The following is a 17915-nucleotide window of genomic DNA, read 5'->3' on the forward strand; positions in this document are numbered from 1 at the left end:
CCATGACGGGTGACGTCGCGCCACGCTGGCTGAACGCCGACCAGCAGCAGTCCTGGCGCGCCCTCATGATGGGCATGACGCTGCTGCTCGACCGGCTGGACGAGGATCTCGAGCGTGAGTTCGGCATCTCGCTCACCGAGTACGAAGTGCTCGTGCGCCTCTCCGAGCGACCCGAGCACCGGATGCGAATGGCACAGCTGGCCGATGCACTGGCCCACTCCAGGAGCCGGGTGACCCACACCGTCGCGCGCATGGAGAAGGCCGGCTACGTCGTCCGCAACGCCAGCCCCGACGACGGGCGGGGCGTGGTGGCCGAGCTGACGCAGAAGGGCCTGGAGCTGCTGGAGCAGGCCGCGCCGTGCCACGTCGAGAGCGTGCGCCGCAATCTCGTCGACCTCGTCGACCCCGACGACTTCGCCGCCCTCGGCCGCGTCTTCGACGCCGTCGCGGACCACCTCGTGACGCGGCACCCCGAGAGCGAGATCCGCCACCCATGACGGGAGCCGGGCCGCACGTGCGCGAGGTTGCCGCCCGATCGCGCGAGGCGTTCTGGCTGATCCCCGCCCTGACGGTCGTGGGCAGCATCGTGCTGGCCCAGGCCGCGCTCGCCGTCGACCGCTGGGTGGACGGCTCGGCGGGAGTGGTCCCGGACACCCTGCTCCTGGGGGTCGACGGGTCCCGGGCCATGCTGGGGGCCGTGGGCGGCGCCGTCCTGGCCGTCGCCGGCACGACCTTCTCGATCACGATCTCGGTGATCGCCACGGCGAGCTCGACCTACGGCCCGCGCCTGGTGCGGAACTTCATGACCGACCGGCGCAACCAGGCAACGCTCGGGATCTTCGTCGGGACGTTCACCTACTGCATGATCGTGCTGCGATCGGTCACCAGCCAGGACGAGAGCCTGGGCACCGAGGCCTTCGTCCCCTACTTCAGCGTCTACGGCTCACTGGTCCTCGCCCTGGTCAACGTCGCGGCCCTCGTCTACTTCCTGCACCACATCGCCGAGTCGATCCAGATCAGCTACCTCGTCGCCCGCGTCCGTCGCGAGTGCGAGTCGGTCGTCAACCGCTACTACGGTCCTCCGTCCGAGGGAGCTCGAGGACATTGCGTGGTCGACCTGGACCACCTGCCTGAGCCGAGCAGCCTCGTCGTGGCGCGTGACTCGGGCTCGGTCACCCTGCTCGACGAGGGTGCGCTGGTGGCGCTGGCCGAACGCCACGGCGTGGCGATCCGCATGCTTGCCGCCCCAGGAACGCACCTGCTCCCGGGGGAGCCGGTCGCCGAGATCCGTGGGACCTCCTCGGAGTCATTGGTGGAGGGCGTCCTCTCCGCGCTCAGTCGCGGCGAGACCCGCACGCCTGCACAGGACGTGCTCTTCGCGGTCCAGCAGCTCACCGAGATCGCCGTACGCGCTCTCTCCCCGGGGACCAACGACCCCTACACGGCTCGCAACGTGCTCGCCGAGATCGCCAGACCGCTGCAGATCCTCACCGAGCATCCGGCTCCGCTGGCCGGCCGCTGCGACGACGCCGGCGACCTTCGACTGGCCCTGTGCCTGCCCGACGGGCAGACCGTGGTGGACGAGGTCTTCGACGACATCCGCGCCCACGCGGTGGCTCAGCCGCACGTCGTCCGTGCGGTCGTCGACCTCGCGGCACGGCTCAGCAGGACCGCTCCCCCCGACCTGCGCCAGCGCCTGAGGACCCACGCCGACCTCGTCGTGGCGGCCTGGGCCGAGCAGGTGCCTGCCTTCGACGAGGAGCGCATGCGCGACCACCTCACCCGAGCCTTCACCCATGTGGGGGGGCAGGAGCAGGTCAGTCGCGCGTGAGGCGGCGATGCGTCACGCGGTGCGGACGCGCCGCCTCGGCACCGAGGCGCTCGATCTTGTTCTCCTCGTAGGCCGCGAAGTTGCCCTCGAACCAGAACCACTTGGCGGGGTCCTCGTCGTCGCCCTCCCACGCGAGGATGTGGGTCGCGACGCGGTCGAGGAACCACCGGTCGTGGGAGGTGACCACGGCGCAGCCGGGGAAGTCGAGCAGCGCGTCCTCGAGCGAGGACAAGGTCTCCACGTCGAGGTCGTTGGTGGGCTCGTCGAGCAACAACATGTTGCCGCCCATCTTCAGCGTCAGCGCCAGGTTGAGGCGGTTGCGCTCACCGCCTGACAGCACGCCGGCCTTCTTCTGCTGGTCCGGGCCCTTGAACCCGAAGGACGCGACGTAGGCCCGGCTGTTCATCTCGAAGTTGGCGACCTTGATGAAGTCGAGCCCGTCGGAGACGACCTCCCAGACGTTCTTGTTGGGGTCGATCCCGCCGCGGCTCTGGTCGACGTAGGAGATCTTGACGGTCTGCCCGACCTTGAGCTCGCCCTCGTCGGGCTCCTCCTGGCCGGTGATCATCCGGAAGAGCGTGGTCTTGCCGACGCCGTTGGGACCGATCACGCCGACGATGCCGGCACGCGGCAGCTTGAAGGTGACGTCGTGCATGAGGGTGCGGCCCTCGAAGCCCTTGCCGAGCTTCTCCGCCTCGAGCACGATGTCACCGAGCCGGGGCCCCGCGGGGATGTTGATCTCGGAGGTGTCGATCTTGCGCATCCGGTCGGCCTCGGCCGCCATCTCCTCGTAGCGCGCCAGACGGGACTTGCTCTTGGTCTGGCGGGCCTTGGCGTTGGAGCGCACCCACTCGAGCTCCCGCTCGAGCATCTTGGCGCGCTTGGCGTCCTTCTGGCCCTCGATCTTGAGGCGGTCCTTCTTGGTCTCCAGGTAGGTGGAGTAGTTGCCCTCGTAGGGGTGGGCCTTGCCACGGTCGAGCTCGAGGATCCACTGCGCGACGTTGTCGAGGAAGTAACGGTCGTGGGTCACGGCCAGGACGGCGCCCGGGTAGCTCGCGAGGTGCCCCTCGAGCCACTGGACCGACTCGGCGTCGAGGTGGTTGGTGGGCTCGTCGAGGAGGAGCAGGTCGGGCTGCTGCAGCAGGAGCTTGCACAGCGCCACGCGGCGTCGCTCGCCCCCGGAGAGGTTGTCGACCAGGACGTCCGGCGGAGGGCAGCGCAGCGCGTCCATCGCCTGGTCGAGGCGGCTGTCGAGGTCCCACGCGTTGGCGTTGTCGAGCTCGGTCTGGAGGTCGCCCGTCTCCTGCATGAGGGCGTCCTGGTCTGCGTCGGGCTCGCCCATCTCCATGTAGGCGTCCTCGAGGCGCTTCATCTTCGCCTTGATCTCGCCCACGGCCTCCTCGACGTTCTCGAGCACCGTCTTCCCCTCGGAGAGGGGCGGCTCCTGCTGGAGCATCCCGACGGTGGCGTCGGGGTCGAGGATCGCGTCGCCGTTGTTGGCGTGGTCGAGACCCGCCATGATCTTCAGGAGGGAGGACTTGCCCGTGCCGTTGGGTCCGACGACACCGATCTTGGCGCCGTGCAGGAACGACAGGGTGACGTTGTCGAGGACGACCTTGTCACCGTGGGCCTTGCGCACGTTGCGCAGCGTGAAGACGTAGTCAGCCATGCGGCCGAGCCTACGGTGCGCGGAGCCGTCGCCGACAATCGCGTCCCGCCGCGAGCACGTCGGTCAGGCCGCCTGGGTCGTGTCCGGCCCTGCGGCCGGAGCCAGCGTCGCAGTCGAGCGGATCTGTGGGGACTCCTGCGCCCCGGCCGACTCGTGGCGCACGTGCTTGGCGAACGCCGACGTGCCGTGGCTCAGGTCGTGCCCGACTGCGGTGGCGACGACCTCGTACGACGTCATCGAGGTGCCGTCGCGCTCCCAGACATCGACGCTGAGCCGGCCGTGGACCAGGACCGGGTCACCGGAGTGGAGCGACTCGGCGACGTGCAGGGCCAGCTTGTTCCAGGCTTTGACCGTGTGCCAGGTGGTCGGGCCGGAGGTCCACTCGCCGTCCCGCAGCCGACGGGGTTGGGTCGCCACCCGGAACGATGCGACGTGCCTGTCACCGGACACTTCGCGCAAGGTGATGTCGCCGCCGACGCGACCGGCGAAGGTGATCTGGGTCTCGTTCATGGTGAGCTCCTCCTCCATCTGCGGACGGGCGATCCGTCCGGCACCAAGGCTGGACGGGAGGAGCCCCAGCGACCACGAAGTCGTACCGAACCTGTGGAGAGTGGGCTGGCTCGGAGTCCTGTGGGCTGCGAGTGGCCTGCGGCTCGAGGCTCAGCCCAGTGCCGTCGCCAGACCGCTGCGAACCTGCTCGTAGGCCGCCAGCTCGCCCCGGATGGGCTCGACGACGAGCTCGGCCGAAACCTCGGAGATGCCGTCGCGAAGCCGCTTGTCGGCGGCCCGGGCACGCGAGCGGGCCGTGAGCGAGACGAGGACCCGGCAGACGAGCGCGAGCACCACCCCCAGGAGGATGCCGCCGAGGAGCAGCAGGGTCGGGACCGGGAAGCCCCACAGCTCCGGCGTCGGGGGCTCGGGCAGGCGGGCATAGGCGCCGAACGCCAGGAGTGCGAGCCAGAGACCGCCCACCACGGCGGCGATGATGAGCGCCCACTGAAGGACACGCACCAGGTGGGCCCACACCGGGATCCGATCGGCGCCGAGGTCGGTCGAGCCGACGGCCTTGTCGAGGCGGTCGCCGAGGTCGGGAAGTCGTGAGACCGAAGCTGCACGGACGGCCGTGGACCAGGCCGGGGTCATGCCTTGCGTCACCTGGTCGGCCAGTGCGCGCACCTCGGTGTCGACGCGCGCCTGCTGGACGCCCGTCGCCTTGGGGACCGAGGTCCGTGCGGCGCTGGTCATCTGCTTGCCGGCCGCGCCGAGGTCGAGGTGGAGCCGTTTGAGGGGGTCGGGCTTGAACCGCGAGAACCACGCGGTCACCGGCCAGCCCGTCGCGCGGTTGGCGCGGAGCCGGGTGGAGTCCTCGACCGCCTTGACGACCGTGGGCACGCCGGCGGCCTCGGCGAAGGCGTCGTCCAACGCCGCGATGCGCTCCTTCGAGAGCTTCGGCGGGGCGGCGGCGCCGGAGGCCTCCCGCAGCCGTTCGGCGGCGGTGCGGACGTCGGCCTCGAGCCGCGCCCGGGTGGTCTTCTTGGCCGCGACCCTCTTGGCGATGTGGGCCCGGAGCTCGTCGATCCCCCAGCCGTTGCGGGCACTGATGGCCATGACCGGCACCGAGTCGAGGCCGTCGGCCGCGAGCAGGCGGCGTACGTCGGCGACCATGCCGTCGCGGCGCTCCTCGGGCACCGAGTCGATGTGGTTGAGCACCACCAGCATCACGTCCTGGTGACCGGCGAGGGGCTTGAGGAAGCGGTCGTGGATCGCCGCGTCGGCGTACTTCTGCGGGTCGAGCACCCACACCAGCATGTCGGCGAGCCTGACCAGTCGCTCCACCTCGAGGTGGTGGGAGACCTCGGTCGAGTCGTGGTCGGGCAGGTCGAGGAGCACGACGCCCCGGAGTGCCTCGTCCTCCTTGCCGGTCGACAGCATGGAGTCACGGGTGACCTGGTGACGGGCGGGGATGCCGAGCCACTCGAGGAGCTCCTCGGCACCCTCGCGGCCCCACACGCAGGCGGTGGCCCACGAGGTGGTCGGCCGGCGCACGCCGACCGCGGAGAGCTCGAGCTCGGTCAGGGCGTTGAACGTGGAGGACTTGCCGGAACCGGTCGCACCCGCCAGCGCCACCACCGTGTGCTCGGCGGAGAGCTTGAGCCGGCTCGCCGCGCGTGCGGAGATGGCGACGGCGTCGTCGACGACCGCGTCGTCCACCCGACCGCGGGCTGCGTCGGCGGCCTGCTCCAGGCCCGTCACGCGAGCCCCGATGTCAGAGCTCCTGGCGACCAGCTTCTTGGCCCCTTCGAGCAGTGACGTCATGGTCTCCCTCAGCGCGGTTTCGAATGTTGTGCTGTGCGCCCCAAGCCTAGGGGGCAGCAGGGTCAGGAGATGACTCTGTGCCCTTTCGTGCCGATTCGAACCGCAGGTCGTCCACCCGACGAGATGCCGATCTCAGCCGCTCGGGCACCTCGGGGACGACCTCGAGGCTGTCGAGCAGGTCGGTGTAGCGACGACGCTCGCCCTCGAGGAGCTCGCTGACCTTGACCTCCAGGTCGCGTCGCGCGCGCTCGGCCAGCGAGCGCACCGCCTGGTCCCCGAACACCGCCTCGAGGAGCTTCTGGCCCAGGACGGCGGACCCGCCGGCGATGCCGGCCTCCGCGCCGGTGACTCCGGCGGTGTGGGCGAACACCACGACCATCAGGGCGACGGAGAGCCCGTTGACGCCGAACGCGAGGAACCGCGCCGTCGAGCGCTTGTCGGCGCCCTCCGTGCGGACCATCTCGAGCACGTCGGACTGCCAGTCGCGGACAGCACGCTCGGCGCGGCGCCGGAAGTCACGCGAGGCCCTGCCGAGGTCCTCGCCCGCGTCCTTGAGCAGGATCTGGCCGGCTGCGGTGGATCGCCACGACCCCTCGGCGCGCTCGGCAGCCGCCTCGGCGTGCTCGAGGATCAGCGTCTCGAGCCCGGACTCGACCGCGACCGTGACGCGCTCGGCCTGCTGGGACTTGCCCTTGATGACGTTGACGACACGGTCCCTCAGCCAGCCGACCCGGGTCTCGAGCGAGCGCAGCAGCTCTCCGGTCCCGACGAACTCCTGCCAGCGGGCGAGCACCTCACCGCGCAGCAGGGTGCCGTCGGCGGACGCCTCGGTGATGGCAGCCGCGGCCTTGTCGTAGGCGGTGTTGGCGTCCTCGCGCAGGCGGCGTACGGCGTCGACCTGCTCGGTGGCCGCGTCCGCGACGGTGTGGGTCCGCCGGGTGAGGGTGCGGATCGCACCCTCCAGCGTCTGCTTCACCACCGCCGACCGGGCATCGGAGTCCTCGGCGAGCGCCCGCAGCCAGGATCGGATCTCGGCGACCGCCGGCGCGGACAGGAGCCCCTCCTCGGAGACGGTGCCTTCGGTGACGGTGAACAGCGGCGAGTCCTTCAGGCCGCGGCTCGCGAGCATCCGGGCCAGGTGCGTCGACACCGTCTCCACCGCATCCGGCGGGGTGCGGTCGAGCACGATCGCCACGGCCGCCGACCGCTCGGCCGCCTTGCGGAGGAAGTCCCAGGGCACCTGGTCGGCGTAGCGCGCCGCAGAGGTGACGAACAGCCACAGGTCGGCGGCCGCCAGCAGCTGGGCGGCGAGGGTGCGGTTGCGCTCCTCGACGGAGTCGATGTCGGGGGCGTCGAGGATGGCCAGCCCCTGGGGGACCGCCTCGGACGCCACCAGCTGGAGTGCCTCGGGGTCGTCGGTCGCGCGCTCGACGCGCTCGAGCTCGGGCAGCAGCCTGTCCTGCTTGAACCAGCGCTCGTCATCAGGGTGGTGCACGAGCACGGGCGACCGGGTGGTGGGGCGCAGAACGCCGGGAGTCGTGACGCGGCTGCCCACGATCGAGTTGACCAGGGTGGACTTGCCAGCGCCGGTGGAGCCGCCGACCACGGCGAGCAGCGGCGCGTCGATCGTCATCAGCCTGGGGATGACGTAGTCCTCGAGCTGGTCGACCATCTCCAGACGTGCCGCCCGCTGCTCCTCGGCCTGCGGCAGCTCCAGCGGCAGGTGCGCCTCCTGGAGGGCGCTGCGCAGCTGGACCAGGGCGGTCAGCATGCGCGTGCTGCCGCCGTCGCGCTCGCCGCGGGCCTCCGGGAGGGTCTCGTCTGGGCTCATCTGGTCGGCACCACCTGTCCGGGAAAGGAGATGTAGGGACGGATGGACTGCAGCTGTACGACGTGGTCGTGGCCACGGGCGGAGAAGTCACGGGGGGCGGTGCCGCGCAGGTAGCGGTGGTGGAGGTAGCCGAGCTCGATGGCGGCCGCCTGGTACTCGCGCATCGCGCGCTCGGCCGGCGTCCCGCCCTGGCGTCGTGCCCAGGCCCGCGCGTGCCGACGGGCGCGGAGGTCGACGAGCCAGGCGATGTCGGTCTCGGGAAGGAGTCCGCGGGCGGCGGCGTCGGCGAGCGCCTCGGCAAGCAGGCCACGCTCCGAGCGGTGGCGGTAGATCGCGAAGGCGACGACCGCGAGGAAGACGGGGAACATGAGCGTGCCGTAGACGGCGAAGAAGTGCTCGGTCCCGTTGAGGGTCGCGGAGTTCCAGGCTGCGTGGAGCAGGACCGCCACGACAAGGCCGGCGACGGGGGCGAGCACACGCACCACCGGCGGCTTGGAGGAGATCGCGAGCCCGACCCCGATGCCGATGAACGCGGTGAACAACGGGTGCGCGAACGGGCTGACGAGGCAGCGCATGATGAACACACCGGCCAGTGCGGTGGTGCCGCCGGGGCCGAGACCGTCGGTGCCGTCGTAGGCCGCAGCCAGGTAGAGGATGTTCTCGGTGAAGGCGAAGCCGATGCCGACCATGCCGGCGTAGACGATGCCGTCGAGGACGCCGTCGAGCTCGTGGCGCCGCCACCACAGGAGCAGGACGAGGAACGCTCCCTTGGTGACCTCCTCGGTGGCCGGCGCGAGCCACTCGAGCGCGTCGCGGTCCGAGGCGCCGCCGACGAGCCCGATCCCCTGGAAGACCAGCGCGGCGGCCGTGGCGACGAACGCGCCCCAGAGCAGTCCGGCGACGAGGAGCGAGCGGGGCTCGGGCTCGTAGCGGTCGAGCCACATCAGGCAGCCGACGACGGGTCCCACCGGGACTGCGGCGAGGAGAGCGGCCAGGGCCAATGTGCTCGGTGCGCCCGAGAGAGCGACCACGAGCGCGATCAGCAGGGCGCCCAGCAGGACGAGCACGGAGACCACGACCGTGAAGGCCACGCTGTCACGGCGGTGTCCGAGCATGGTCGGCAGCCTAACGGAGCCGTCACCGCGAGGCATGCGCCACGTACAGTGGGCGCGTGACCGAGAACACCTCCTCCGACATCACGACCGAGGCAACGTCCGAGACCGGCGCCGACCTCAAGACCGAGTCCCACGACCCCGCCGTGCCGGCCGCCTACGCCGCGTTCATGCGCGAGGGGTGGGGCGATCGCGAGCTCGACGTGCCGCGCCACCCGGTGGCCGAGCACGCCGCTGCCCGCCGCCAGAAGCTGGCCGAGGCGTTCCCCGACGAGCGGCTCGTCCTCCCGGCCGGCACCTTCAAGGTGCGGTCCAACGACACCGACTACCGGTTCCGGCCCGACACCGCCCACACCTACTTCTCCGGCAACCAGACCAGCGACGCGGTGCTCGTGATCGAGCCCGGGTCAGACGGTGTCGACGGCGCTGTCCTCTACGCACGGCCGCGCTCCGAGCGCGACACCGACGAGTTCTTCCGCGACCGGCAGTACGGCGAGCTGTGGGCCGGCCGCCGTCCGTCAGCACGTGAGATCGGTGACTCCCTCGGCATCGAGGTTCGACACGTCAAGGACCTTCCGTCGTTCGACGACCACCGCAAGACTCGCGACATCACCACCGACGAGGACCTCGCCCGCGTGGCCGACGAGCTCAGGCTGGTCAAGGACGAGTGGGAGGTCGAAGAGCTGCAGGAGGCCTGCGACATCACCACCTTGGGCTTCGAGGACTCCGTGCGCGAGTGGGAGCGCGTCCTCGAGTTCGGCGAGCGATGGATCGAGGGCACCTTCTTCCGCCGGGCACGCGCGATGGGCAACGACATCGGCTACGACTCGATCTGCGCCGGTGGGTCGCACGCGACGACGCTGCACTGGATCGACAACACCGGCGGCATCGAGCCCGGCAAGCTCGTGCTCCTCGACATGGGCGTCGAGGGTCGCAACCTCTACACCGCCGACGTCACCCGCACGCTTCCCGTCGACGGTCGCTTCACGCCTCTCCAGCGCGACCTCTACGACCTCGTCCTCAACGCCCAGCAGGCGGGGATCGACGCTGTGCGCCCCGGGGTGCCGTTCCTTGCTGCCCACCACGCGGCCATGGAGGTTCTCGCACACGGACTCGGCGACCTCGGACTGCTCCCGGGATCGGTGGAGGAGGCCCTCGACCCCGAGTCCAAGGTCTATGCCCGCTGGACCCTCCACGGCACGTCCCACATGCTCGGCATGGACGTCCACGACTGTGCGCGCACGTCGGTCGACCTCTACCCCAAGGGCGACCTGGCCGAGGGGATGGTCCTGACCGTGGAGCCCGGCCTCTACTTCCAGGAGGACGACCTGCTCGTCCCCGAGGAGCTCCGCGGCATCGGCATCCGCATCGAGGACGACATCCTCGTCACCGCCGACGGCTCCCGGAACCTCTCTGACTCGCTGCCGCGCACGTCCGCCGACGTGGAGGAGTGGATGGGCCGACACCTCGGTGCTTGAGTGCCGCCACTACGACGCGCTCCGCTGCCGCTCGTGCACCCTCCTCGAGGTCCCGCGGGCCCGACAGCTCCTCGACAAGGAGGCGCACGTCCGCGGCCTCGTCGACTCCCCCGTGTGGCTGCCGACCGTGGCGGGCCCCGAGGCGGGCTTCCGCAACAAGGCCAAGATGGTGGTCGGGGGAACGCCGACGGCTCCCACCCTGGGCATCCTCGACAGTGAGCTGACAGGCATCGACCTGCGTGACTGCGGCCTGCACTCCCCCGGGCTCGTCCGCGCACTCGACGCGATCGGGTCCTGGCTCGCCGATGCCGAGCTGGCGCCGTACGACGTCCGCGCCCGCCGCGGTGAGTTCAAGCACGTGCTCCTCACCGAGTCCCCCGACCGCGAGCTGATGCTGCGGCTGGTGCTGCGCTCCACGGCCCTGGAGGCCAAGGTGCGGTCCAGACTGCCCGCCCTGCTCGCGGCGCTGCCGGCCCTGCGCGTGGTGACCCTGAACATCCAGCCCGAGCACAAGGCGGTGCTCGAGGGCGAGCGCGAGATCGTCCTGCATGCAGCGTCCGGCGACACGACGCTGCCGATGCGCCTGGGCACCGGGCTCACGCTGCACCTGGGACCGCGGGCGTTCTTCCAGACCAACACCGAGATCGCCGAGGCGCTCTACACGCAGGCGCGCGAGTGGCTCGCATCGCTTGCGTCATACGAATCCGCACCCATGGGTTCGGGAGCGCATGACGCATCGTTGCTCAGGATCTGGGACCTCTACTGCGGCGTCGGTGGCTTCGCCCTGCACCTGGCCGGTCCCGGCCGCGACGTGCTCGGCGTCGAGGTCAGCGCGGACGCGATCGAGGCCGCACGTCGGTCGGCGGCCGAGGCCGGGATCGACGCCCGTTTCGTGGCCGGCGACGCGACGTCCTACGCCCTGCGCAGCCAGGACCCGCCCGACGTGGTCGTGGTCAACCCACCCCGTCGCGGCATCGGTCCGGACCTCGCCGGGTGGCTGGAGTCCTCGGGCGTGGAGCACGTCGTCTACTCCTCGTGCAACGCCGAGTCACTGGCCCGCGACCTCGCCCTGATGCCGTCCTTGCGGGTGGTCCAGGGCCGAGTGCTCGACATGTTCCCGCACACGAGTCACTACGAGGTGATCGTGCTCCTGGAGCGCTGACGCCCAGGCTTCAGTCCACGCCTCCGAGGCCCGCGTTGCGCGCCCGCATCACCGCCTCCGAGCGGCTTGACACCTCCAGCTTGGCGAGTGTGTTGGAGACGTGGTTGCGCACGGTCTTGTCGGAGAGGAACAGGGCACGTGCGATGCCGCGGTTGTCCAGCCCCCGGGCCAGCAGCTCGAGCACCTCCCGCTCGCGCTCGGTGAGCTGCGGGAATGCCTCTCGGCCAGGGACGGCCGCCAGTCCGGTGAAGTAGCCCGCCAGGCGATCGGCCACCACCGGGCTGAACACCGCCCCGCCCGACGCGACGGCGCGCACGGACTCGACCAGGTCACGTCGACCCGCTCCCTTGACGACGAATCCTCGAGCGCCCGCCCTCATCGCGGCCACCACGGCATCGTCGTCGGTCGACATGGTCATCACCAGCACCCGCACCTCGGGGTGTCGGGCGGAGAGCTCGCGGACGGCCTCGATGCCCGACCCGTCCGGGAGGTTGAGGTCCATGAGCACGACGTCGGGCGCCAGCTCCGCGGTCACGGAGATCGCCGACGCGACATCCTCGGCCTCGCCCACGACCTCGAGGTCGTCATCGGCGCCCAGCGCGGTGTGCACGCCGTCCCTGAAGAGCGGGTGGTCGTCGACCACCACGACACGAATGCTCACGTCACCTCCATGATGGGCAGCTCCGCCTCCACGGTGGTGCCGTGATCGCCGGAATCGATCTCGAGCATTCCGCCGACCTCCTCGGCCCGCAGCCGCATCGACTCGACCCCGAGGGCCCCCGACCGCGTCGTTGCCGGCATCCCCTGCCCGTCATCGGCGACCCGCAGCCGGATGGCCTCGGGGCTCGCCTGCACGCACAGCTCCACCCGACTGGCACGAGCGTGACGCCTGGCGTTGGTCAGCGCCTCGGCGGCGATGCGGTAGCACGCGACCTCGACGGCCGCTCCCAGTGCGGGAAGTGGTCCGACGTCGCCTCGCACCCTCACGTCGGGCGTCGACATGCGCTCGCAGAGCAGGTTCAGGCACCGGGCGAGACCGAGCTCGTCGAGGGCTGGCGGTCGCAGGTCGTCGGTGGCGTGGCGTACGCCGTCGACGGCCTCGCTCACCGCCGACACGGCGGCCGCCAGCATCCTTCCCGCCACCTGGTCGTCCACTCGGTCCTGGGCCGACTCGAGCTGGAGGCGAGCACCGGCCAGGGCGGCGCCCACGCCGTCGTGGAGGTCGCTGCGCAGACGTCGGCGCTCCTCCTCGCGAGCGGACACCAGGAGCTCACGGCTGCGCTGCAGCCGGGCAGCGAGTCGTACGGCGGCCACAGCGGGGGCGGCCTGGAGCGCGACCACCTCGAGCACCTCACGGTCCTGCTGGTCCAGCCCTCGCTCACCCGGCCGGGGGGACACGACCAGGCGCCCGACCAGCTCACCGCGGTGGTGCAGCGGCAGCACCTCGTGGCCGGCTTCGACGTCGTCGACCTCGTGCGGGCCGACAAGAAGGTCGGCGCTCGCCGAGCCGAGCCGCAGGTGCTCCGCGACGGTGGCGCGCACCGCCTCGGTGACCTCGTCGGGGGTCGTTGCCCCGCGGAGGCGCTCCGCGAGACTGGCCAGCACCACCTGGGGCTGGGCACGGTCGCCGTAGAACCAACCGTCGACGGCACGGCCCAGGCGGCTCGCCAACGGCTGCAGGGCGAGCCCGGTGAGGCCCGCGGCGACGACGCTCGCCGTGGCTCCGCCGGCGGGCAGCACCGCACCCAGGAGCGCGAAGAGGGTGAGGTAGAGGCCCGCGAGGCACCCGGCGAGCGTGACGCCCGTGATGGCCCTCCGCAGGGTGGTGTCGAGGTCGTAGAGCCGGTGGCGCGTGATGGCCAGGGTGATCGCGAGCGGCAGCAGGGCGACCGCGACAGCCTGCACGACCGTCGAGAGCGGCCAGGCCAGGAAAGAGGTGACGACGACGTCCACGGCGAGCAGGGCAACCGCGCCGAGCAGGACGGTGAGCTGTCGGCGTACGAGCCCCGAGGCACGTCGCCACCGCAGCACCAGCGAGGTGAGCGCCAGCGCCATCGAGACCATCGAGAGGACTGCGCCCACGACGAAGAACGGGCCGGCCACCGCAGCCGAGGTGACCGGCTTCTCGAGTGTCGTGGCGCCGACGAAGGGGGTGGGGTGCAGCGCCGTGCCCACCGTCATGGCGACGATGCCGACCACGGCGGCGACGAGCACCGGCCTCCACCGGGGGCTGGGCAGCCTGCCGTCCGGGAAGACGAGCGGGACCACGGTGACGATCGGTAGGAACGCCGGGACCCAGATGAACCCCTGGAGCTGCACCGCGAACGAGACCCCGGCAGAGGCTCCGTCCGCGACCGCCGCGACGGCCGTGCCGAGCGCGGCCGCGGCGGCGGCCGTCCCCGAGCCCAGCAGCAGCACCGCAACGGTGCACACCGGCGCGGCACCGGCCAGCACGAGCAACGCGCACAACGGGAACGTGATCCCGATGACGACGTCGACGGGTAGGTCACGCACTCCGGTCGAGCTCCATGCGTTGCCGTTGCTCACCAGCACGACCGCAAGCAGGCATGCAGCCACGCACGCCGCGGCGAGGGCCGCCGCGAGACCTGGCGCGGCGACCCTCGTTGGCATGGGCGGAAGGCTAGTCACAGAGTCTGACCACTGGGGCGGATCTCCGCGATCGCTCGGCCACCAGGCACCATCGCGCCCAGCCGCCACGCAACCATCAGCAGCATCCCGACACCGGTGAACAGCACACCGTTCAGCACGCCCTCGGAGAGGGCGAGCATCGCGACGCCGGTCAGCGCGAGGCCACCGCCGGCCACGGCCAGGAGCTGTCGTGCGGTCGGCAGCAGTGCTCCCAGGAGCCCGGCGACGGCGAGGGTCAAGGTGAGCCACGCCATGTCGAAGTAGTGCGGGTTGTCTGCGTGCATGCCCGTGGCGTCGTGCTGGAGCCCGATCTGGTCGACGGCGTACGGCGCCACGACGGCGCCAGCGAGCAGGGCGGCCGTCAGTGCCACCGGGGCGACGTCGACCGGCACCCGGAGACGAGCACGTCGCGGCAGCGCCAGCCAGACCACCGAGCCGGTGACCAGGATGAGCACCATCAGCTCACGGGAGCCACCCTGGGGCGCGGCGACCGCGCAGGCGGTTCCGATGCCGAAGAACGAGAGGTGCAGCAACGCGGAGGCGGTTCCGGGGCGGTACCCGCGCCATGCCGCGACGAGCATGGGAACGAGGGCTCCGAGCCACAGTGCGGTGAGCAGCAAGCCCTGACCCGTCAGCTGGTGGAACCGGTGCTCCGCCAGGTCACCGGTGGCGAGCATGCGCAGGAAGTTGAGGGTCCACACCGACGGGACGAGGCACCCGAAGACGCCCCCTGCGACGAGCACCCCGCGGCGCAGGCCGCTGGGGCGACGAGGCGCGTCTGGCGTCGGAGTGGTCGGCAGGGCGGATGTGAGGGTGGTGCCGGTGTGCTGGTGCACGGTCATGGGATGTCCTTTGCGGAGGTGGTCGATCTGACAGCACCAGCCTCGAACGCCCGGTGTCCCGACGACATCCGCGCACTGTCCCGACTCTGTCCCGGGCGGCGCATCGGAGCGCGACCGCGTCAGGGCAGGTGGAGACCACCCTCGGGCCGTAGCCGCAGCCAGCGGTAGCCGTAGCCCTCGAGGCTGACCTGGATCGTCCCGTCGTCGGTGTGGACCTCCTCCTGGGAGAAGAGGTCCACGAGCTCGGTGGAGTCGTCGAGCCCGTCGACGGCGAGGTCGACCACGACGGCGTCGGCGCCCAGGTTGTGCACGGCGACCACCGCCACGTCGTCCAGGTCGCAGCGGTGGGCCAGCACCTGGCGGTGCGGCTGGTCGATGACGGTGAACTCACCCCAGCCAAGCTCGGGGCACATGCGATAGGTGCCGATGAGCGTGCGCATGAAGCTCCACATGGAGTCGGGGTCGCGGCGCTGGTCGGCGACGTTGACGTGCTCCGGGCCGTAGCCGTCGCCCACGGGCGGCTGGATCAGCTTGCGGGCAGCGGCGTCGGAGAAGCCGCCGTTCCGGCCGGAGGTCCACTGCATCGGCGTGCGGACGGCCATCCGCCCCTCGGCCGCAAGGTCCTCGCCCATGCCGATCTCCTCGCCGTAGTAGAGGGTGGGCGTCCCGGGCAGCGAGAACAGCAGGCTGTAGGCCATCCGGACCCGACGGGGGTCGCCACCCATCATCGGGGGGACGCGCCGTTTGAGGCCGCGACCGAAGAGCTGCATCTCCGGCTCGGGACCGAACGCTTCGAAGACCTCCTGGCGCTCCTTGTCGCTGAGCTTGTCGAGCGTCAGCTCGTCGTGGTTGCGAAGGAACGTCGCCCACTGGCAGTTGGGGTGGATGCGGGGTCGGGCGCGCAGGGCCTTGACCAGCGGGCGGGCGTCCTCGCGGGCCAGGGACAGGTAGGTGGCCTGCATGCCGATGAAGTCGAACTGCATCTGCAGCTCGTCACCGGCGTCCCCTCCGAAGAAGGCGCGCTGCTGGGAGTGCGGGAGGTTGACCTCGCCGAGCATCATCGCGTGGCCGGCGCGTCGGTTGAGGAAGCCGCGCAGCTTGCGCATCAGGACGTGCGGGTCGACGACCAGGGCCGGGTCGTCGACAGCCTTGGCGGTCTGCTCGAGGAAGGGGATGCCGTCGACGCGGAAGCCGTCGAACCCCAGCTGCAGCCAGAACCCGACGACACGGAGGATCTCGTCGACGACCGCGGGGTTCGCGAGGTTGAGGTCGGGCTGGTGCTTGTAGAAGTGGTGGAGGTACCACTCCCCCGTCTTGTCGTCGAGCTCCCAGATGGAGTCCTCCTTGTCCGGGAAGACGACGAGGTCGGAGGTGTCCGGCGGCTCGGTGTCGCGCCAGACGTAGTAGTCGCGGCACGGGTTGTCCTTGCTCCGCCGGGACTCCTTGAACCACGGGTGCCTGTCGGAGGTGTGGTTGATGACGAGGTCGGCGATGACGTTCATGCCGCGGTCGTGGGCGGTGCGCAGGACCTCGACCAGCTGGCCGTGGTTGCCGAGGCGCCGGTCGACGCCGTACAGGTCGGTGATGTCGTAGCCGTCGTCACGGTCAGGGCTGGAGTAGAACGGCATCAGCCACAGACAGGTGACACCGAGCTCGGCCAGGTAGTCGATGCGCTCGGCCAACCCGGCGAGGTCGCCGGTCCCGTCACCGTTCCGGTCGTAGTAGGTCTCGATGTCGAGGCAGTAGACGACCGCGCTCTTCCACCACACGTCGCTGGTGTCGGTGATCCTCATGCCTGGACCCTCTCGCTCGAGGACGCGAACGTCGGCAGCACGTGCTCGGCGAAGGTGTCGATGAACCCCGTCTGCTCCTGGCCCACGTGGTGCAGGTAGATGTCGTCGAACCCCAGCTCGGCGTACTCCGAGATCCACTCGACGTGCTGCGCGGGCTCGTGCGAGATCCGGACGCTGCCACGCACGGAGTCCATGGTCACGTGCTCACCCATCGCGTCGAAGGCTGCGGGGGTCTCCACGTCCCACGGCACCCCGCCGGTGAAGACGTTGGTGCGCCACTGGTCGAAGGCGATCTCGTCGGCCTCGGCGCTCGTCGGCGCCCACGAGAGGTGCAGCTGGAGGGCGACCGGTCCCTGCCCGCCCGCGGCGCGGTAGGCCGAGATGACCTCGCGCAATGTGTCGGCCGGCTGGTTGACCGTCACCAGGCCGTCGGCCCAGGCCGCAACCCGTCCCGCGGACTCGACGCTCACCGCCGGACCCATCAGCGCCGGCATCACCTCCGGCCGGTCCCAGACGCGGGCGCGGTCGACCCTGACGAGTCCGTCGTGGGTCACCTCCTCGCCAGCGAGGAGACGCCGGATCACCTGCACGCACTCCTCCAACCGCCGGGTGCGCTCCTCCTTGGCGGGCCAGCGATCCATGGTGACGTGCTCGTTCGACGCCTCGCCACTGCCCAGAGCGGTCCAGAACCGGCCCGGGAACATCACGCCCAGCGTGGCGATCTTCTGCGCCACCACCGCTGGGTGGTAGCGCTGGCCGGGGGCGCTGACGCAGCCGATCTCGAGCGAGGTGGTGGCCAGGGCGGCCCCCAGCCACGCCCACGTGTAGCCCGAATGACCCTGGCGGCTGCTCCAGGGACTGAGGTGGTCCGAGCACATGGCCATGTCGAAGCCTGCGCGCTCGGCGTGCTGCACGTGGCCGAGGAGCTGGTCGGGGGCGATCTGCTCGTGCGAGGCGTGGAATCCGATGCGCGGCATGCCCCCACCACACACCACCCGGGAGAGCCGTGGCAACCGTCACACCCGGCAGCGAGCGGTCCCGGAATGACCCCGACCACCGTGTGGTTGGGCCAGGCGTGGTGTGCCGACCGACTACAGAGGGCGACTTGCTGACGCGTCGCCTCGTCGTCGACCTCAAGCGCCTCCGGGCGTCGTGCTGCTGACGGTGAGTCCCTGACTCCAGAGACCGTCCGTTCCCAGACACTCCCCGAAAGGCTCATCCCTTGAGCAGCT

At 70.9% G+C, this 17915-nt stretch carries 14 protein-coding genes; 4 read left to right on the forward strand and 10 right to left on the reverse strand.

Annotated elements, in window-relative coordinates:
• The first annotated feature begins 2 nt into the window (after positions 1-2).
• Both EXE58_RS01845 and EXE58_RS01850 read left to right on the forward strand, forming a co-directional pair.
• Positions 3-497: a MarR family winged helix-turn-helix transcriptional regulator gene (locus EXE58_RS01845; protein ID WP_135266310.1), complete on the forward strand. Its 495-nt coding sequence runs from the start codon at positions 3-5 to the stop codon at positions 495-497.
• The gene (locus tag EXE58_RS01850; protein WP_135266311.1) at positions 494-1831 is read left to right on the forward strand and encodes a DUF2254 domain-containing protein; all 1338 of its coding nucleotides are present in this window, start codon (positions 494-496) and stop codon (positions 1829-1831) included. The genes EXE58_RS01845 and EXE58_RS01850 overlap by 4 nt, the downstream gene beginning before the upstream one ends.
• On the opposite strand, the gene ettA is transcribed toward EXE58_RS01850, so the two are convergent.
• The 5 genes from ettA to EXE58_RS01875 all read right to left on the reverse strand — a co-directional run bounded on the left by ettA (position 1818) and on the right by EXE58_RS01875 (position 8762).
• Entirely contained in the window at positions 1818-3500 is a 1683-nt protein-coding gene (gene ettA / locus EXE58_RS01855; protein ID WP_135266312.1) for an energy-dependent translational throttle protein EttA, read from the reverse strand. The two genes, EXE58_RS01850 and ettA, sit on opposite strands and share 14 nt — an antisense overlap.
• Before the next feature lie 63 nt (positions 3501-3563).
• On the reverse strand, positions 3564-4010 hold the full coding sequence (locus tag EXE58_RS01860; protein WP_167288622.1) for a single-stranded DNA-binding protein: 447 nt from the start codon (positions 4008-4010) through the stop codon (positions 3564-3566).
• Between the two features lie 150 nt (positions 4011-4160).
• Complete coding sequence (locus tag EXE58_RS01865; RefSeq protein WP_135266314.1) at positions 4161-5816, reverse strand: YfjP family GTPase; 1656 nt, start codon at positions 5814-5816, stop codon at positions 4161-4163.
• Positions 5817-5862: 46 nt separating this feature from the next.
• Positions 5863-7647, reverse strand: a complete 1785-nt coding sequence (locus EXE58_RS01870; protein ID WP_244242378.1) for a dynamin family protein — start codon at positions 7645-7647, stop codon at positions 5863-5865.
• Positions 7644-8762, reverse strand: coding sequence for a PrsW family intramembrane metalloprotease (locus tag EXE58_RS01875; protein WP_135266315.1), 1119 nt, complete (start codon positions 8760-8762; stop codon positions 7644-7646). The genes EXE58_RS01870 and EXE58_RS01875 overlap by 4 nt, the downstream gene beginning before the upstream one ends.
• A gap of 56 nt (positions 8763-8818) precedes the next feature.
• On the opposite strand from EXE58_RS01875, the gene EXE58_RS01880 reads away from it, so the two are divergent.
• Both EXE58_RS01880 and EXE58_RS01885 read left to right on the forward strand, forming a co-directional pair.
• Entirely contained in the window at positions 8819-10237 is a 1419-nt protein-coding gene (locus EXE58_RS01880) for an aminopeptidase P family protein (protein WP_244242379.1), read from the forward strand.
• On the forward strand, positions 10230-11399 hold the full coding sequence (locus EXE58_RS01885) for a methyltransferase domain-containing protein (protein ID WP_135266316.1): 1170 nt from the start codon (positions 10230-10232) through the stop codon (positions 11397-11399). Before EXE58_RS01880 ends, EXE58_RS01885 begins: the two co-directional genes overlap by 8 nt.
• 10 nt (positions 11400-11409) lie before the next feature.
• Here the strand turns inward: EXE58_RS01885 and EXE58_RS01890 are convergent, their stop codons facing one another.
• The 5 genes from EXE58_RS01890 to EXE58_RS01910 all read right to left on the reverse strand — a co-directional run bounded on the left by EXE58_RS01890 (position 11410) and on the right by EXE58_RS01910 (position 17660).
• Positions 11410-12060 (reverse strand): response regulator, encoded by a 651-nt coding sequence (locus EXE58_RS01890; RefSeq protein WP_244242380.1) that lies wholly within the window; start codon positions 12058-12060, stop codon positions 11410-11412.
• Positions 12057-14030, reverse strand: coding sequence for a histidine kinase (locus EXE58_RS01895; RefSeq protein WP_135266317.1), 1974 nt, complete (start codon positions 14028-14030; stop codon positions 12057-12059). Before EXE58_RS01895 ends, EXE58_RS01890 begins: the two co-directional genes overlap by 4 nt.
• Before the next feature lie 14 nt (positions 14031-14044).
• A complete protein-coding gene (locus tag EXE58_RS01900) occupies positions 14045-14890 on the reverse strand; it encodes a hypothetical protein (protein ID WP_135266318.1) in 846 nt (281 codons plus the stop codon).
• Between the two features lie 119 nt (positions 14891-15009).
• Positions 15010-16683, reverse strand: coding sequence for an alpha-amylase family protein (locus EXE58_RS01905; RefSeq protein WP_135266319.1), 1674 nt, complete (start codon positions 16681-16683; stop codon positions 15010-15012).
• Positions 16680-17660, reverse strand: coding sequence for a TIGR03885 family FMN-dependent LLM class oxidoreductase (locus EXE58_RS01910; RefSeq protein WP_135266320.1), 981 nt, complete (start codon positions 17658-17660; stop codon positions 16680-16682). The genes EXE58_RS01905 and EXE58_RS01910 overlap by 4 nt, the downstream gene beginning before the upstream one ends.
• Positions 17661-17915 lie beyond the last annotated feature (255 nt).

Origin of the sequence: Nocardioides seonyuensis, assembly GCF_004683965.1 — a bacterium.
GTDB classification, from domain to species: Bacteria; Actinomycetota; Actinomycetes; order Propionibacteriales; family Nocardioidaceae; genus Nocardioides; species Nocardioides seonyuensis.

What these genes read in the sequence shown, in the direction of transcription:
- EXE58_RS01845 (WP_135266310.1), top strand. Translation starts at nt 3, where the DNA reads ATGACGGGTGACGTCGCGCCACGCTGGCTGAACGCCGACCAGCAGCAG.
- EXE58_RS01850 (WP_135266311.1), top strand. Translation starts at nt 494, where the DNA reads ATGACGGGAGCCGGGCCGCACGTGCGCGAGGTTGCCGCCCGATCGCGC.
- ettA (WP_135266312.1), bottom strand. Translation starts at nt 3,500, where the DNA reads ATGGCTGACTACGTCTTCACGCTGCGCAACGTGCGCAAGGCCCACGGT.
- EXE58_RS01860 (WP_167288622.1), bottom strand. Translation starts at nt 4,010, where the DNA reads ATGAACGAGACCCAGATCACCTTCGCCGGTCGCGTCGGCGGCGACATC.
- EXE58_RS01865 (WP_135266314.1), bottom strand. Translation starts at nt 5,816, where the DNA reads ATGACGTCACTGCTCGAAGGGGCCAAGAAGCTGGTCGCCAGGAGCTCT.
- EXE58_RS01870 (WP_244242378.1), bottom strand. Translation starts at nt 7,647, where the DNA reads ATGAGCCCAGACGAGACCCTCCCGGAGGCCCGCGGCGAGCGCGACGGC.
- EXE58_RS01875 (WP_135266315.1), bottom strand. Translation starts at nt 8,762, where the DNA reads ATGCTCGGACACCGCCGTGACAGCGTGGCCTTCACGGTCGTGGTCTCC.
- EXE58_RS01895 (WP_135266317.1), bottom strand. Translation starts at nt 14,030, where the DNA reads ATGCCAACGAGGGTCGCCGCGCCAGGTCTCGCGGCGGCCCTCGCCGCG.
- EXE58_RS01900 (WP_135266318.1), bottom strand. Translation starts at nt 14,890, where the DNA reads ATGACCGTGCACCAGCACACCGGCACCACCCTCACATCCGCCCTGCCG.
- EXE58_RS01905 (WP_135266319.1), bottom strand. Translation starts at nt 16,683, where the DNA reads ATGAGGATCACCGACACCAGCGACGTGTGGTGGAAGAGCGCGGTCGTC.
- EXE58_RS01910 (WP_135266320.1), bottom strand. Translation starts at nt 17,660, where the DNA reads ATGCCGCGCATCGGATTCCACGCCTCGCACGAGCAGATCGCCCCCGAC.